This window comes from Pseudoalteromonas spongiae UST010723-006, assembly GCF_000238255.3.
GTDB classification, from domain to species: Bacteria; Pseudomonadota; Gammaproteobacteria; order Enterobacterales; family Alteromonadaceae; genus Pseudoalteromonas; species Pseudoalteromonas spongiae.
Map to the genome: position 1 here is coordinate 767,167 of NZ_CP011040.1, position 15,596 is coordinate 782,762.

General features: G+C 40.3%; 13 protein-coding genes. 8 read left to right on the forward strand and 5 right to left on the reverse strand.

Going from position 1 to position 15,596, the window contains the following annotated elements:
• Positions 1-67 precede the first annotated feature (67 nt).
• From nudB to PSPO_RS17670, 3 genes are all read right to left on the reverse strand, one after another.
• Entirely contained in the window at positions 68-550 is a 483-nt protein-coding gene (nudB, locus tag PSPO_RS17660; protein ID WP_010559220.1) for a dihydroneopterin triphosphate diphosphatase, read from the reverse strand.
• Positions 551-671: 121 nt separating this feature from the next.
• Complete coding sequence (locus PSPO_RS17665) at positions 672-3,749, reverse strand: efflux RND transporter permease subunit (protein ID WP_010559219.1); 3,078 nt, start codon at positions 3,747-3,749, stop codon at positions 672-674.
• A 1-nt stretch (position 3,750) separates the two neighbouring features.
• Positions 3,751-4,809, reverse strand: coding sequence for an efflux RND transporter periplasmic adaptor subunit (locus PSPO_RS17670; RefSeq protein ID WP_010559218.1), 1,059 nt, complete (start codon positions 4,807-4,809; stop codon positions 3,751-3,753).
• A gap of 103 nt (positions 4,810-4,912) precedes the next feature.
• Here PSPO_RS17670 and PSPO_RS17675 point away from each other — a divergent pair, with 103 nt between their 5' ends.
• The 5 genes from PSPO_RS17675 to tsaB all read left to right on the forward strand — a co-directional run bounded on the left by PSPO_RS17675 (position 4,913) and on the right by tsaB (position 10,003).
• Positions 4,913-5,797: a LysR family transcriptional regulator gene (locus tag PSPO_RS17675; protein WP_010559217.1), complete on the forward strand. Its 885-nt coding sequence runs from the start codon at positions 4,913-4,915 to the stop codon at positions 5,795-5,797.
• 15 nt (positions 5,798-5,812) lie between these two features.
• Positions 5,813-6,118 carry an MGMT family protein gene (locus PSPO_RS17680; RefSeq protein ID WP_010559216.1) on the forward strand — a complete coding sequence of 102 codons (306 nt, stop codon included), beginning with the start codon at positions 5,813-5,815 and terminating at the stop codon, positions 6,116-6,118.
• 95 nt (positions 6,119-6,213) lie between these two features.
• Positions 6,214-7,302, forward strand: coding sequence for an HDOD domain-containing protein (locus tag PSPO_RS17685; protein ID WP_040642555.1), 1,089 nt, complete (start codon positions 6,214-6,216; stop codon positions 7,300-7,302).
• A gap of 103 nt (positions 7,303-7,405) precedes the next feature.
• The gene (locus PSPO_RS17690) at positions 7,406-9,319 is read left to right on the forward strand and encodes a DNA repair helicase YoaA (RefSeq protein WP_010559214.1); all 1,914 of its coding nucleotides are present in this window, start codon (positions 7,406-7,408) and stop codon (positions 9,317-9,319) included.
• Positions 9,320-9,322: 3 nt separating this feature from the next.
• Positions 9,323-10,003 carry a tRNA (adenosine(37)-N6)-threonylcarbamoyltransferase complex dimerization subunit type 1 TsaB gene (tsaB, locus tag PSPO_RS17695; RefSeq protein WP_010559213.1) on the forward strand — a complete coding sequence of 227 codons (681 nt, stop codon included), beginning with the start codon at positions 9,323-9,325 and terminating at the stop codon, positions 10,001-10,003.
• Between the two features lie 51 nt (positions 10,004-10,054).
• Here tsaB and PSPO_RS17700 read toward each other — a convergent pair whose 3' ends face one another.
• Positions 10,055-11,377 carry an alkaline phosphatase gene (locus PSPO_RS17700; RefSeq protein WP_010559212.1) on the reverse strand — a complete coding sequence of 441 codons (1,323 nt, stop codon included), beginning with the start codon at positions 11,375-11,377 and terminating at the stop codon, positions 10,055-10,057.
• An 80-nt stretch (positions 11,378-11,457) separates the two neighbouring features.
• On the opposite strand from PSPO_RS17700, the gene PSPO_RS17705 reads away from it, so the two are divergent.
• The 3 genes from PSPO_RS17705 (at position 11,458) to rnd (ending at position 15,296) form a co-directional block, all read left to right on the forward strand.
• Positions 11,458-12,309 carry an alpha/beta fold hydrolase gene (locus tag PSPO_RS17705; RefSeq protein ID WP_010559211.1) on the forward strand — a complete coding sequence of 284 codons (852 nt, stop codon included), beginning with the start codon at positions 11,458-11,460 and terminating at the stop codon, positions 12,307-12,309.
• Positions 12,310-12,446: 137 nt separating this feature from the next.
• The gene (gene fadD / locus PSPO_RS17710; protein WP_010559210.1) at positions 12,447-14,108 is read left to right on the forward strand and encodes a long-chain-fatty-acid--CoA ligase FadD; all 1,662 of its coding nucleotides are present in this window, start codon (positions 12,447-12,449) and stop codon (positions 14,106-14,108) included.
• Positions 14,109-14,168: 60 nt separating this feature from the next.
• Positions 14,169-15,296 (forward strand): ribonuclease D, encoded by a 1,128-nt coding sequence (gene rnd / locus PSPO_RS17715; RefSeq protein ID WP_010559209.1) that lies wholly within the window; start codon positions 14,169-14,171, stop codon positions 15,294-15,296.
• A 42-nt stretch (positions 15,297-15,338) separates the two neighbouring features.
• Here the strand turns inward: rnd and minE are convergent, their stop codons facing one another.
• On the reverse strand, positions 15,339-15,596 hold the full coding sequence (minE, locus tag PSPO_RS17720; protein WP_010559208.1) for a cell division topological specificity factor MinE: 258 nt from the start codon (positions 15,594-15,596) through the stop codon (positions 15,339-15,341).

Consider the following 15,596-nt stretch of genomic DNA (forward strand, 5'->3'; position numbering starts at 1 on the left):
AAATTGACTATCGCAATTTTGCTGCTAACGAAAACGGTTTTTTAACTGTGATTTTTTGTAAAAATGGCTAAATAAGTTTACACATTGTATTTTCATAACAATACGTTATTGCCTGTTTGTTCGAATCGGACCATAAAATTTCTAGGGTGTCTTGGTAATTAAGCCATTTATAAGCTAAGTGTTCGTTTGGATGCAAAACGATAGGTTGTGTAATTGGTACCAACAAATGAAATACAAACTCAGTGTTTATAGTACTGTTAGGCTTATAACGACTACGCCACTGAGTTCGAATTTCATAGCGATTAGTAATATTTAGGTCTTTGATTGTAAGGTCTTGCTTATGGCAATTAATGCCAGTTTCCTCAAGCACTTCGCGATATGCACAGGCAAGGGCGGTTTCGTTTTGTTCAATGCCACCAGTAACCGATTGCCAAAAGGACGGGTCATCTGCACGTTGCATCACCAAAAATTGATTTTGAGTATTTTGAATTACCACAAGCACCGAATAGGGATCACGAAGCATAATTGAGCACACCGTTTTTTTATCCACAGTATACCTTTAACAATAACGAGTTAAACTAATGTTTAAAAATCGTGGTATTCACATTTAAAGTGATGTGTTGGAAAGTGGATGTCCCACGCTAAGAGGCTGTAGCGTGGGACAGTTATAGCTAGGCTTTGTTGTTTTCTGGTTTTACGCTAAATACTAAAGTATACAGCGCAGGAATTACCAACAAAGTAAGAATGGTTGCAAATCCTAAACCGAACATAATAGTCACTGCCATCGATTTAAAAAACACATCGAATAGTAGCGGAATCATACCCAGAATCGTTGTAATGGCCGCCATAGACACCGGTCTCAAACGACTCAGTGCAGAATGATAAACGGCGGTGTATGGGTGTTTATTTTCACTCAGCTCGAGTTCAATTTGATCCATAAGCACAATGCCATTTTTAATTAGCATACCCGATAAGCTCAACAAACCAAGTAAGGCCATAAAGCTAAATGGGCTGCTCATGGTAAACAAACCAATGGTAACGCCAATTACCGCAAGCGGTACAGTAGCCCAAATAATTAACGGTTTTTTAATCGAGTTAAATAGTAGCACCGTGATAATAAACATCACTAGGTAGCCAAGCGGTAATGAGCCAAAAATGGCTTTTTGTGCCTTAGATGCAGATTCAAACTCGCCGCCCCAATCTAATTGGTAACCTTGCGGCAGTTTTATCGCTTCAATTTGTGGTTTTACACGCTTTAATAAATTTGCCGCGGTTTCATCACCTAGAATATCTGGATCGGCCATAACCGTTATGGTGCGTTTACGATCGCGACGCAAAATTAAGTTATTTTCCCATTCGGTATTAAAGCCATCGACGATTTGTTCTATTGATACATAAACACCGAGCGTTGGGCTGAAAATTTGTAAGTCATAAAGCGAATCTACGTTAAGACGCTCTGATGCAGGTGAGCGCGCAATTATCGGCAACATGCGTGTGCCATCACGATATAAACCAACCTGACGTCCCGACAGTGTCGTTAACAACACATTGTCTAAATCGGCTTTACTAATGCCTAATCGACGGGCTTTTTGTTCATTAAACTGCGGACGGATAACTTTCGTTAATTCGCGCCAATCATGTTTAATGTTATACGCCGCGCCATCGGCATTTAATATGTCGATGGCTTGGTTAGCTAAATCGCGTAGCACTTTAGGGTCGTGACCTTGAAAACGCGCTTCAATCTTTGCATCGGTTGATGGACCAATCTCCATGCGTTTTAGTTTAATAACCGCATTATGTAAATTTTCATCGGCATAATTGCGTACATCAGCTAACAATTCATTAAGTGACTCAAGATCCGTCGTTCTGATAATTAATTGACCAAACGCAGGGTGAATTTTCTCTGGCGCGTAGGTCAGCATAAAGCGAGGAGCACCTTGCCCAATTGTACTCGTTACTTCAACAACCTGTGGTTTGGCAAGTAAGTACTCTTCTAACGCAGAAATATCTTTCTCCGTTGCTCTAATATCAGACCCTTGATAACGCCAGTAGTCTAAGTAGAACATCGGCGTGTTTGACGGTGGGAAAAATGACTGTTTAACATTACCGAACAGGACTAATGCACCAAGTAACGACACGAACATAATTGTAAGTGTACTTTTTGGCCACGCTAAAACGGTTTTAAGAACTTTTCCGTAAAAAACGAATAATGCCCCTTTATAAAGTTCGTCAGCATCAAGTTCATTGTCAGGGTTATGTTCAATTTCACTTTGCTTAAATAGCACACTGGCTAAAAACGGGGTAATTGTAATAGCTGTTACCCAGCTCAATAGAAGTGAAATTAGCAAGACATAAAATAGGCTTCCAGCAAACTCACCGGTTGCGTCAGAGCTAAGGCCTATTGGGGCAAAAGCCGTGATGGCGATAATCGTTGCGCCCAATAATGGCCATTTAGTTTGATTAACAATGCTGTTAGCCGCTTTTACTTTGCTGTAACCTTTTTTAAGGCCAACCAAAATACCTTCTGTTATAACAATGGCGTTATCAACGAGCATACCTAACGCAATGATCAAAGCACCTAAAGAAATACGTTGCAGGTCAATTTCTTGAACCAACATAAAGATAAAGGTACCAAAAACGGTAATAAGTAGTACCGCACCAATGAGTAAGCCACTGCGAAACCCCATAAATAGCAACAGTACTGCAATTACAATTGCAACCGCTTGTGCCAGCGACATAATGAAATCATCAACTGACTTCTCAACTTCTTTAGGCTGGTTGTAAAGTGTATTAATTTCAATGCCATACGGTCTTTGATATTCAAGTGATGCAAGGTGGTTAGACAAACGCTCGCCCACATCAACCACGTTAACGCCTGATGCGAACGACACGCCTAATAGCAGAGTTTGTTTACCTGCATAATGGGTCGGGTTATTAGGTATTTCAGGGTATTCACGTTTTACCGTGGCAACATCACCTAAATAGATAATTTCTTTTGCGCCTGGTTTTGAGATCAGCAGATCTTCAAGTTCCGACACATCTTTAAATTCGCCAGTAGGATGGAGACGAATTGATTCGCCTTCTACGGTTACTTTACCCGCGTTTGATACGGTATTCTGATTTTGCAATAACTGATATATCACGTTGGCTGAAATACCAAGTTGCGCGAGTTTATGACTCGAAATTTCGACGGTCACTTGCGGTTTTTGTTCGCCGGCTACGGTAACTTTACCAACGCCGTCTACTAATACTAATTCACGGCGTAGGTAATCTACGTAATTTTCAAGTTCTTCATAAGAGTAATCATCGCCGTTAATTGCGTAAAGCACACCATAAACGTCGCCAAAATCATCCATTACACTTGGCGGATAAACACCCGAAGGTAAGCGCGGTGATAAATCATTTATTTTACGGCGCAATTCATCCCAAATTTGCCTTAGTTCTTCTTTGCGATAGGTACTTTTCATCTCAACCGCAATTTGCGATAAACCGGGTGAGGAAATAGACGTAACATAATCAACATAGGGCAGTTGTTGAATAACGTTTTCAATGGGGTAAGTAACTTCCTGTTCAACTTGCTCTGGCGATGCACCTGGGTAGCGTGTTATCACCATGGCTTTCTTTAGGGTGAATTCAGGGTCTTCTAAACGACCAAGTTGCTGATAAGAAAACACACCGCCGAGTAATAAAATTAGTGTAAAAAGCCAGCTTATGGTGCGTTTTTCAATTGACGTTTCAGCAATGCTCATATTATAAGCCTCGCTCTTTAGTCCATGGACGCACTAAGCTTTGTTCAGATAATTGATGTACGCCTGCACTCACGATTTTGTCGCCCGGTTGTAGGCCGCTTTCGACTTCAATACCACTTTTGTGAATTTCACCTAAGGTGATTTTAACTTTTTCAATTGCACCGTCTTTAAAACGCCAAACAAACGAATCTTCACTTGCATCACTAAATACTGCGGTCGTTGGAATAGTGAATTTTTGTTGATCTGAACGGAACACTTTATTTAAATCAATTAGTACATTGCCCGTCATGCCTGCGAGCAGATTAAAATCGCTCGGTAGCGGCAAGGTAAATACCACACGATAACTTAACGTTAACGGATCCGCTTGGGTATCCCATTCTTTAAGTGACAGTGAATACGCCTTATTTGGAAAGCTATCGAATACCACTTGTGGCTTATAATTCGTTTGTTTATCGACACGCGCTACCAATTTTTCCGGAATTTGAATGGTTACGTCCATCAAATCACGGGTTTCGATACGCATAATATTTTGCTTTGCGACAACACTCTCAAAGTTCTTAATAAAGACTTTACTAATGGTGCCGGAAAACGGTGCTCGTAAAACCGTGTATTCTAAATCAGTTTGCGCTTTTTCTAATGCAGAGAGCGCAACTTGCATATTGGCCTTTGCTTGATCTAATTCCGCTTGTGATGCGATGCCTTTTTGTTTTAGGGTTTCGGTACGTTCGAGTTGATTTTTCGCGAGTTTGTAACGCGCTTCTCTGTCAGCGAGCTGCAGTTTAAAATCTTCTGGGTCCAGCTTGGCAAGCACATCGCCTTTTTTAACTGCTTGGCCTGCGAGTGTAGGAAATTCTATTAGCTCGCCATTCACTCTAAACGATAAATAAGATCCTTGATTTGCCTCTACTTTAGCAGGGAAACGCCTGATGTTCGGACTTCCTGAATCAGGTACGGTAAAAAGTTTAACAGGACGAGAAGTGACAGATTCAGTTTTTTCTGGCGCTGCATCTTTGCAGGCAGTTAATAGCATTACTGGTAAACACAGTAAAAAAGCGCGCATCTTATTATCCTAAAAAGAAAAAGTTAATTAACTATAGCCAGAATAACGAAACACAATATAAAATAATATTTATAAAAAATTACTAACTATATAAGTTTTAATAATGAAGTTGAGTCAATTGAAGATTTTAGACGCTATTGTTAGTTCTCAAAGTTTAAAACAGGCAGCTGAAAAGTGTCATAAAACCCAGCCTGCACTGACCATGGCGATGCAAAAGTTAGAACAGGACATCGGTTTTACCTTAATTGACCGCAGTGGTTATCGTTTAAAATTAACGCCAGCTGGTGAGCGCTTTTATAAGCAAGCTAAGCGGGTGTTATCTGGCTGCGATGAGCTTGATAAAATTAGTTCAACATTAGCACTTGGTTATGAACCGAGTATCTGTATTGCGTATGAGCAATTGGCGGGAGACCAGCGTATAAGCCAACTCTTTGGTAAAATTATTAAACAATTTCCGCGTACGCAGTTCAAAATAGTCGGTGGTTCGCGGTTTCAAGCAGTTGAAAAACTCGCCAAAGGAGAGGTTGATATTGGCATTGGTCCTTGGTTTGATATTTTTCACGCGTCAGGGGATTTCCAAAGCGTTTTGCTAAAACCGATCGACGTTATTTTAGTGGCGTCACCCAAAATCTTACCTGAAGGCCGAACAACTTTAGCAAGTGATGAACTTGATGCTATTCCATGTTTAACTTTAAAACCCACTGAATTGCCTTTTGACGATGAAAAATTGTCGTTTGCAAAAGGCTCGCAAGTGGTGATGGTGGAAGAGTTGGCAACATTGCGCTCTTTATTATTACAGGGCGTGGGTTGGGGGTTAGCTGCAAAACACGTGTGTAAAACTGAACTGGAAAATGGCGATCTAGTGCAAATAAGATTACGTGACGACGAAGACCAATTTCAATCTGAATTACGTGCTTTTCGAAGTAATCGTAATTTTTACGGACCGGTTGCCAGTGCAATTTGGCAAGGGCTACAAGAACTTTACTAATTTTTAGATTTTAACATGACGCAAGAAGAAAAAGTACAAGCAATTTTACTGGTGGTCGGGTCCATTCCAAGCGGAAAGGTCTGTACCTATGGCAAAGTAGCAGAAATGGCTTCACTAAATGGGCATGCCCGTTTAGTGGGAACCGTGATGAAAAAACTGCCAACTGGCAGCCGTATTCCTTGGTTTAGAGTGATTAATTCACAAGGTAAAATTAGTTTCCCCGAAAACAGCGAAAAATTTCATCAGCAAAAATCGCTGCTGGAACAAGAGGGAATTGTGTTTAAAGGAACAAAAGTAAACTTAAAAGTCTGTATGTGGTAGGTATAAAGCGATAGCAAATTTAAATGCATTTGTCGTTTCGTATTTGAGACGTTACGGTTTACAATTAAGCATTATTTAACGTGAATCGCAGTAGTATGTTTAGACGATTAATATCAAAGGTTTTTCCAACTTTAAAGCAAGAAGTTGAAGCGAATCATTACTTCTTTGAAGACACAAAAGATGTGCCTGAAAACCAAGATATTCAATATAATCAAAATACTGCTGACGTGCCTGATCTTACCTTTGAATTAAACAATTCAGTTCATTATCAGGACCGCTTTTTTGAACTGTTATTTAATAGCGCAATTACCACATCTCAGTGCGACCCGATAAATGAATTTATTGAAAGTAAAATCCTACAGTTATTACGCCAACCGCAATATATCTTGAAAGCGTTGCCACTTGTACCGAGTTCGTTAACCCAAGTGATGAATACGCTCAATCAGGCGGAATTTGATGTTGAAATACTTGTCAATCTGATTAGCGATGACCCTGTTATTGCGGCCAAAGTCATTGAACTGGCGAATTCTGCATTTTACAACCGCGCGAATAAGCCGATCTCAGATATAAAAGCAGCATTTATGTTACTCGGGCAAAAAGGGTTGTCTGAAGGAGTGATTAACGGCTTCGTGGCTCAAATGGTACCAAAAGCACAAATCTATTTTAAAAACTATGGTAAGCACCTATGGTCGCATAGCCAGACTACAGGACGTTTAAGCCAACAGTTAGCCGCTAAATATAAAATTAACGCAGAGCAAGCTTATTTAGTCGGTTTGCTCGTGAATCTAGGCAGTATGGTTATTTTTCAATTGATGATTGATGCGTTTTCAAGCGTCTGCCCTGATACTCAGCCAAACGCCCAAAATATTAAACGTTTAGTAACGGATTATGGTCAGCGTTTGACCCTTGATATCGCAAAACTTTGGAACTTTCCGCGCGAAATTTTAGAAAGCTTAGCGGTACAAAATAAGATCAGCACAGAGCATGAGTTGCTAAAATATTCCGAGCGATATCCTATTGGTGCCTGTGTTTATCAAGCTAACCAACTTGCAATGCTATCGTTATTGGTACAACACAATAAAATCGAATTAGAAGATTTCGATTTCAACAATGCAACGATAATGTTACTAACAAATGAAGAAGCGAGTTTACTGATAAATCATAGCGCTAATGCTGTGATTTAAGTCATTAATGCTTGTTAGCTTGCTTATTTAAAACGGCCTTTTTCTTGTTGTCAGTATGCTTAATCGTTACACTTGCACTCCATTTTTAAAACACGTGCTTTAAATGACTAGTATCGACGATTTGTTTGGTAAATCAGGCCCGTTCGCCCTTGCGATAAAAGGGTATGCACCCAGGCAACCACAAATTGATATGGCCAAATCGGTCGCTTTAGCGATTGCAAAAGATGAGCAGGCAATTGTTGAAGCAGGAACAGGGACCGGTAAAACATTTGCTTATTTGGTCCCTGCGTTACTATCAGATAAAAAAGTGATGGTGTCGACTGGCTCCAAAGCACTGCAAGAGCAATTATTCCATCGTGATTTACCTGCGTTGAAAAAGATTCTCGGAAAAGGCAAAAAAATTGCGCTGTTAAAAGGGCGTTCCAACTATTTATGTACTGAACGTTTAAATCAGCACGTTGCCCATGTACCAGTAGACGACCCCGACGTAATGCATCAACTTGCCATGGTGGCAAAATTTTCGGGCGAAACGCGTTCGGGAGATATGGCCGATTGCAGCGGGATAGAAGAAGATGCCAAAGTTTTACCTTATGTCACATCTACAACTGATAATTGTCTTGGTAAAGAATGTCCATCATTTCAAGATTGTTTTGTCAGAAAAGCCCGTGTTAAAGCCATTGAATCAGACTTAGTGGTGGTTAATCACCATCTATTTTTGGCAGATGCAGTTGTTAAAGAATCGGGCTTCGGCGAACTTATTCCAAATGTTAATTGTTATATATTCGATGAAGCACATCAGTTACCAAACATTGCATCAGATTATTTTGCCTCGCGCGTAAGCACACGTATGGTAATCGAGCTTGTTCGCGATATTCGCTTAGTGTATCGCGCTGAGCTCTTCGACATGATCCAGCTGGGCAAAACATTAGATAAACTTGAAACTGCGGTATTTGATTTACGCTTGCAATTTCCAAGTGAAAGCCAACGTGGTGACTGGCAACAAATGGTCAAACAAGCCAATGTGTATCGAGCCATTGAACGGGTAATAAACGATATTAGCTTTTTATATCAAGTGCTTAAATTATGTCTTGAACGCAGTGACAAAATTGAAAAATTGTTTGAACGCACAGCCAGCCTAAAAGGCCAGTTAGAAACCATGTATGACGCACAAAAACCGGGATTTAGTTTTTGGTTTGAAACAACTAAGCGTCATTTAACGTTCAGTATTACGCCTCTCAATGTATCAGAACGATTTCGGGCACTTGTTGATAATGCAACGTCGAGCTGGGTTTTTACTTCGGCAACCCTTGCGGTAAATGGTGATTTAACCCACTTCGCAAAAGATTTAGGCTTAAACACCAAGATTATGGAAGTGTACGACAGCCCGTTTGACTACGAAAACCAAGCGTTATTGTGTATACCGCGTTACCTACCTGAGCCGAGTAAATCGGAAATGGGTTTTTCCATCGTTAGCATTGCAAAACAAATGATTAAAGCAGCAAAAGGGCGTTGTTTTATCTTGTTTACCAGTTATCGTATGCTTAACTTAGTGGCAGATGGCTTATCGCACAGCGTTGAATATCCGCTTTTAGTTCAAGGGCAAGCGTCAAAACGTATTTTGTTAGAGAAATTTGTGATGCATGGTAACTCTGTGTTGCTTGGTACAGCATCATTTTGGGAAGGGGTTGATGTACGAGGTGATGCACTGTCGTGCGTGATCATTGATAAATTGCCGTTTGCAGCGCCCGATGACCCCTTATTACAGGCAAAGATGAAATCCCATAGCGGGCAGGGCAACGACCCGTTCTATTCGCTGCAATTACCTGGGGCTGTCATTGCGTTAAAACAAGGCGTTGGCCGCTTAATTCGTGACCGAAAAGATAAAGGCGTGCTGGTGATCTGTGATAATCGCTTAGTGACTAGGGAATATGGTAGAATCTTTTTAGCAAGTTTACCCAATATGGCGCGCACTCGCGATCTCGCAAAAGCGTCTGCATTTTTAGAAAAAATTAAATAGATTATGTCAAATATACTTCTTATAGATGCTGCTACAGAAGCGTTGTCTGTAGCCGTTAGCTGTGATTTAGAAAACGCTCACTTTGAGGTGTGCCCTCAACAACATAGCCAAAAAATGTTGCCGTTGGTCGATAATATTTTAAATAGCGCAAACACGAATCTAAAAGCACTGGATGCTATCGCGTTTGGCCGCGGTCCTGGCAGCTTTACTGGTGTGCGCGTTGGTGTTTCGGTTACGCAAGGGCTGGCATATGCCGCAAATTTACCTGTGATCGGTATATCGAACTTACAAATGATGGCACAACAGGCATTTGACACGACAGAGGCGGATTATGCAATCGCAACGATAGACGCGCGTATGGGCGAAATTTATTACGCAGAATTTAAGCGTGATGAAAATAATCTCGCAGCGTTTATGTCACACGAAATGGTCATAAAACCAGAAGAATTAACCCTACCAGAATACGATGCCGTAGTTGTGGGTACCGGTTGTCAAACGTATAAAGTGCACTTTGAAGCAACAAATTTAACGATTTTAGATGAGATAACGCTACCAAACGCACGTTTTATGACGAAATTAGCAGAGCGTGAACTGGTCGCTGGCAATACGGTGGTTGCCGCAGATGCGCAGCCTGTTTATGTGCGAGACACGGTAACGTGGAAAAAATTACCGGGCCGAGAATAGGTTAAGTATAAAGACTGTGTCGATAACTATCGGCACAGTCTTTGTTTGGGTTTATCTTTGCTTAATGTAGTTAATTAACTGATTTGCGATTTCGGTATTGTCTAAGTGGCCTTTAAAGGCGTCGGCACCTTTACCATACGCTAAAATTGGTACATCAATCGCGGTGTGACCGCCTGTAGTCCAACCTGTATTTGACGCATCACTAATTAGTTGTCGTACATGTTTTACCAATGCTTCTTTTTCTTTGTGCTCATCATCTTTTTCGCTCTTAGCACTGGCGGTAAGCATAGCCAGCTGCTCTGATTGCGATTTATCTAACTTAATGCCAGTTTTGTCTGACCAAGTAGTTAAAAGGTGATCACTTTTCATCAGCGCTTTGGCAATTTTAGTAATACTCGCGTTAACGCCTTTTATTACATCGGTATGCCAAGAATAGTGGCCGTTGGCACCAAGAGTTAACCCACCGGTACTGTGATCTGCGGTAACCACAAGTAAGGTATCTGGATTTTGGTCTACGTATTGTTTTGCATGCTTAATTGCATTGGCAAAATCATCCATTTCAGCCATCGCGCAGGCAATATCGTTAGCGTGACCACACCAATCAATTTGCGAGCCTTCAAGCATTACAAAGAAACCATCACGCTTATTGTTATCAAGTAACGACAGGGTTTTCTTTGCCATATCAGCAAGTCGTGTAGGGTTTTGGTCAATTGCATACGCAAATGCCACATCAGAAAACAAGCCAAGCGCTGGTAGCGACTTAATCGATTCTAGTTTGTCAAAATCATCGACATATTGATAACCCGCTTGTTTGAATTCAGAAACAAGATTTCGGTCATCACGAATAAAATATTTAGTACCACCACCAAGCATTAAATCTACCGCTAGCTTTCCATCTACTTTAACATCAACGTAGTCGTTTGCGATTTCGTCATAGTTACGACGGCTTTCGTTATGTGCGGCGAAACTTGCAGGCGTAGCATGGTTAATTTGTGATGTGGCAACTAACGCGGTAGTAAGGCCTTTAGATTTAGCGATTTGCAGCATCGTAGTTAATGGTTTTTTTGCGGTATCAACTGCAATTGCGCCATTGTAGCTTTTAGTTGCCGTTGAAAGCGCTGTTGCACCCGCAGCACTGTCAGTAACTACTGTATCGTCATCAGGGCTTGTGCTAGCAAGGCCGACAAATAGCTCATCAAAGATAGTACGCTCTACGTATTTAGTACTTTTGTCATCTTTAAAGTAGCGATAACCAGTAGTGTAGGCGGGTCCCATGCCATCACCAATCATATAAATAATATTCTTCGGTGCTTCTGCATACGCTAAACTGCTGCTTGCCAATAATACTGTTGAGGCAATTAACGATTTTTTCATGTGTATTGTTTTTCTGTGTTATTTTGCGCTAAACATAACGTATTTATGCACTAAATTACATTTTTATCGGTGAAATTACATTGCAAGTTACAATAACAGAAACATCGTACGAAATTGATGAATTAAAAATCGCATGTCAGCGATTAGACAATAGCAATACAAAAATTATCGCACTGCATGGTTGGCAAGATAATAGTAATTCATTTTTACCACTTATTAATCAAATGCCTCAATATGATTGGTATGCGATTGATTTCCCAGGACACGGACGTTCAAGCTGGCGCAATAAACAAGCGCATTATTATTTTATTGATTATGTAGATGATGTTTATCGCGTGTTGCAGCAAATTGCTCCAAATGAAAAGGTGATTATTGTTGGTCATTCAATGGGCGCTATGGTTGCTAATCTATTTGCAGCCTGTTTTCCTGATAAAGTTAAATGCGTTATTGCAATTGAGGGACTAGCGTGTGTTACAACACCAGAAAGTGAAGTAACAGCGCAATTAAGAAATGCCATTGAAAGCCGTGCTAAACCAAGTAGTAAGCGCGTGTTTAAACGCTTTGACCAAGTTGTTAATGCGCGACTTGCAGTAAGTGATTTAGATTACGACAATGCTGCACTCATTATGAAAAGAAACACACAGCAAGTAGAGGATGGCATTAAACTTTTGACTGACCCAAAACTCAAACATCACTCTGGCTTTCGCTTTAGTCCAAGCCAATGCCAAGCAATTTGTACAGATACAACTGTACCAATGCTCCTAATAAAAGCGCTAAATGGATTTAAAATAATATCGCAAGCGATTGAAAATTATGGACAACTCTATACAAATTTAGGTGTAATAGAGATCCCTGGTGGGCATCATTGTCATATGGAATATGCGCACGTGATTGCGAAAGAGGTTGACGTTTACGTAAACGGTGTAAACTAAAGTTTGTATAACGTGCTTAAATATGTGAATATTAGCCCTTTAGAGTAATTACTCAATTGTTAAATTGCCTTACATGAATTAAGGTTTAAGTTGAACACAAAAACACAAACAATAAATATAATTTATAGGAGCCTATCGTGGAAAAGATTTGGTTGAAGCGTTACCCAGCAGGTGTTCCTGCTGAGATAGATCCACAGCACTATGACTCCCTGCTTGAACTATTTGAAAAAAGCTTTCAAGACTATGCAGATCTTCCTGCCTTTGAAAATATGGGTAAGGTATATACATACCAACAGATGGATGACGCAACTAAACGATTTGCTTCATATCTTCAAAATCAACTGGGCGTTAAAAAAGGTGATAAAGTTGCGGTGATGATGCCGAACTTATTGCAAACGCCAATAGCAATTCTTGGTACACTGCGTGCGGGCGCGACTGTTGTAAATGTAAACCCGCTTTACACTACGCGTGAGCTTGAGCATCAATTAAACGATTCAGAAACAAGCACTATTATTATTCTTGCTAACTTTGCTCGTACACTTGAAGAAGCATTACCAAAGACGAATGTTAAAAACATCGTAGTTACTGAAATCGGCGATATGTTAGGTGGTGTTAAAAAGCACTTAGTTAACTTTGTTGTAAAACACCTTAAGAAAATGGTGCCAAGCTATAGCCTACCAAACATTATCGATTTCACAGATGTGATGAAATCTGGTGATGTATCTAAATATACGCGCCCACATTTAACGCAAGATTGTTTAGCATTCTTACAGTATACCGGTGGTACTACCGGTGTATCTAAAGGTGCCATGCTTACACACGGCAATATGGTAGCAAACCTTGAGCAAGTAACGGGTTGTTTAGACCCACTACTTAAGAAAGGTAAAGAAATGGTAGTAACAGCGCTACCGCTTTATCATATTTTTGCCTTAACCGCCAACTGCCTAACCTTTATGAAGTACGGTGGTCATAACCTTTTAATCACTAATCCGCGTGATATGAAAGGGTTTATTAAAGAACTTCAGGGCAAAAAGTTTACCGTAATGACAGGTGTAAATACCTTGTTTAACGGCCTGTTAAATACGCCTGGATTCTCAGAAATTGATTTTTCATCGCTAAAAATATCGCTTGGTGGCGGTATGGCAGTACAACGCCCAGTTGCTGAAAAATGGCAAACGGTTACTGATTCTCGCTTAGTTGAAGGTTATGGATTAACTGAATGTGCGCCACTTGTTACTGTTAGCCCGTATGACCTTGCAGCATTTAATGGCTCAATTGGTTTACCAGCACCAAGCACAGAACTTAAAATCGTAAAAGAAGACGGCACTGAAGCAGAACTCGGTGAAGCAGGGGAGCTTTGGGTTAAAGGTCCTCAGGTAATGAAAGGTTATTACAATCGTCCAGAAGCAAGCGCAGAATGTTTAAAAGACGGTTGGTTTGCAACGGGTGACGTTGCTAAATACGATGAAGAAGGCTTCTTCTATATTGTTGACCGTAAAAAAGACATGATTATTGTATCTGGCTTTAACGTATTCCCAAATGAAGTGGAAGAAGTGGTAGCAATGCATGATGGTGTGCTTGAAGTTGCGGCTGTCGGTGTACCACATGAAGTAAGTGGTGAACAAGTTAAGATTTTTGTCGTGAAAAAAGACCAAAGTCTGACAGAAAAAGATATAATCAAGCACTGTCGTGAAAACTTGACCAATTATAAAGTGCCAAAGTTTGTGGAATTCCGCGAAGATTTACCAAAAACAAATGTTGGTAAAATTTTAAGACGTGCACTTAAAGAAGCAAGTTAAATAGGGAATACCCTAAAAAGAAAAACCGGCAATTTGCCGGTTTTTTTATGAGGAAAAGTAGTGCAATACTCATTTATTACAGAACAACAAGAATTAGACTCAGCGGTCGCTAGCTATAACAACAAATCGGTACTCGCGGTAGATACCGAGTTTATGCGACGTCGCACCCTTTACCCAGAGCTTGCATTATTGCAAATTTACGACGGTGATCGTATTTGCCTTATTGATCCAACGTTAGATCTTGATTTGTCATCGTTTTGGCAGCTAATGGAAAATCCGAATATTATAAAAGTGTTGCATTCGCCATCTGAGGATCTTGAAGTATTTGCACGCCACGGTAATTGTACTCCAGCGCCCTTGTTTGATACTCAGTTTGCATTAAGTTTATTAGGCGAACGCAATTGTGTTGGTTTTGCCAATATGGTTGAAATGTTACTTGAAGAGCAAATCGACAAAAGTGAATCGCGCACTAATTGGTTGCAACGCCCCTTAACGAAAGCCCAGTTAGATTATGCAGCTGCCGATGTATTTTATTTAATGCCTTGTTTTAACATTATTAAAGAAAAACTAAATGACGATAAGCAAGGGATTGTGTTTGGTGAAAGTGCGGTTATTGCTAATAAACGCAAATATGAAACGCCGTTAGAACTTGCCTATCTAGATATTAAAAACGCGTGGCAACTTAACCCGAAACAATTAGCTGTGCTGCAGCAGTTAGCAGCTTGGCGCTTAAATCGCGCCCGTGAGAAAAACTTAGCACTTAACTTTATCGTTAAAGAGCACATTTTATTCGAGATAGCTAAAACGCAGCCTACTCATTTTGGTGCACTAAAACGTTTATGTGAAGGCGACCAAGGCTTACTTAATCGTTATGGTAAAACCTTGTTAAATCTTGTGAAAATCGGTTTAGATAAAGACGAAGCCGAGCATCCAGAAAAAATCCAACGCTTAATAGACTTTCATGGCTATAAAAAAACGTTAAAAGAGCTACGTGCTGAGCTTGAAAAAATCGCCAAAGACAATGATATTCCACTTGATGTGCTAGCAAGTAAAAAGCAGATGAATCAATTGATCAGCTGGAAGTGGAAAGGCAAGTCTAAGTTTGACGAAGGTGCGCTCTTAAAACCCGATTTAATGACGAGTTGGCGCGGTGAAATGGTTAAGCATTCACTAAAAGACTGGTTTTAAACTAACATTAAAAAAGCCTGCTTCACGCAGGCTTTTTTATGTTTACTTATCGTCAGGCAAAGTGACATTGAGTTCGAGTACAGCCAAGTCATCTTCGTTTTGCTCAAGCTGAACTTGAACCTGATCTTGCTCGATATTTACGTATTTACGGATCACTTCAAGAATATCTTGTTTAAGCTGTGGTAAATAATCAGGCGTACCACGACTTGAGCGCTCATGCGCTACGATGATCTGTAATCGTTCTTTAGCTAAACTTGCTGTTGTTTTCTTTTGTGAGCGAAAGTAATCAAGTAATGACAC

Bases quoted from the DNA above. Each gene is read 5' to 3' on its own strand.
- PSPO_RS17665 (WP_010559219.1), bottom strand. From the start codon at position 3,749: ATGAGCATTGCTGAAACGTCAATTGAAAAACGCACCATAAGCTGGCTT.
- PSPO_RS17670 (WP_010559218.1), bottom strand. From the start codon at position 4,809: ATGCGCGCTTTTTTACTGTGTTTACCAGTAATGCTATTAACTGCCTGC.
- PSPO_RS17675 (WP_010559217.1), top strand. From the start codon at position 4,913: ATGAAGTTGAGTCAATTGAAGATTTTAGACGCTATTGTTAGTTCTCAA.
- PSPO_RS17680 (WP_010559216.1), top strand. From the start codon at position 5,813: ATGACGCAAGAAGAAAAAGTACAAGCAATTTTACTGGTGGTCGGGTCC.
- PSPO_RS17685 (WP_040642555.1), top strand. From the start codon at position 6,214: ATGTTTAGACGATTAATATCAAAGGTTTTTCCAACTTTAAAGCAAGAA.
- PSPO_RS17690 (WP_010559214.1), top strand. From the start codon at position 7,406: ATGACTAGTATCGACGATTTGTTTGGTAAATCAGGCCCGTTCGCCCTT.
- tsaB (WP_010559213.1), top strand. From the start codon at position 9,323: ATGTCAAATATACTTCTTATAGATGCTGCTACAGAAGCGTTGTCTGTA.
- PSPO_RS17700 (WP_010559212.1), bottom strand. From the start codon at position 11,377: ATGAAAAAATCGTTAATTGCCTCAACAGTATTATTGGCAAGCAGCAGT.